Genomic DNA, 667 nt, shown 5'->3' with positions numbered 1-667 from the left:
CTTGAGGTACTACGCGCGCGCTGGCAGCGCCTTCGCATTTACCGCTACCGGGGATCAGTGCTGGTGGACTACCGCATCCTTCGTAATTTTGTTCGAATCTATCATTCAGCAGGAGCCGCATAATGAACCTCGAATCAATCGCTAAATATTTCGCGCCAAAATCACCGATGTTCAGTGACTCCTCGAGGGCGACTGCCACCGACAATCTGACCGGAACTGATGTTATGACCGCGCTTGGACTGGTTAACGCCAAGTGTGGGTTTGGATTCGATTTATACCTTGCAAAAATTGGTATCAGCAGCCCTGACCGGGCAATGGAGGCGCTTTATGGAGCATCGTTGGTCCTATGCCGACGCTTTAAATCAGTTACAGAACTCGATGAAAAAGTCCGGCAGCGCGTTCTCGAAATTATGTGTGCTTTTGCATACCAGGATTACGCCCGTAGTGCGGCAAGCGTTCGCAGATGTGACTGCTGCGATGGTAGCGGTTTTACCGAAGTCGAGGTATTCACCAACAAAATCCAATACCCTGACGGCAAGCCGCCAAAATGGGCAAAAGTTACAAAGGGTGTTTACCCCTCATACTGGGAGGAGTGGAAATCAGTTCGGGAGAGCGCGCGCGTTCTGTGCAAAGCGTGTAACGGCAAAGGCGTTATCAGCAATGCGTG

Annotated in this window: 2 protein-coding genes; both read left to right on the top strand. The window is 51.3% G+C overall.

The window, feature by feature from the left end:
- Nucleotides 1–123 (top strand): YlcG family protein (locus tag ACFPZN_RS56360; RefSeq protein WP_378293700.1); only part of this gene is annotated, 123 nt, incomplete at its 5' end.
- Nucleotides 123–667, top strand: a 545-nt coding sequence (locus ACFPZN_RS56355; RefSeq protein ID WP_378293698.1) for an antitermination protein Q, incomplete at its 3' end; no start/stop codon positions are given. The genes ACFPZN_RS56360 and ACFPZN_RS56355, both read left to right, overlap by 1 nt.

Source organism: Actinomadura rugatobispora (assembly GCF_042656285.1).
Lineage (GTDB): Bacteria > Actinomycetota > Actinomycetes > Streptosporangiales > Streptosporangiaceae > Spirillospora > Spirillospora rugatobispora.
The sequence above is the reverse complement of the archived record's forward strand: the minus strand, read 5'-3'. Positions and strand labels throughout refer to the sequence as shown.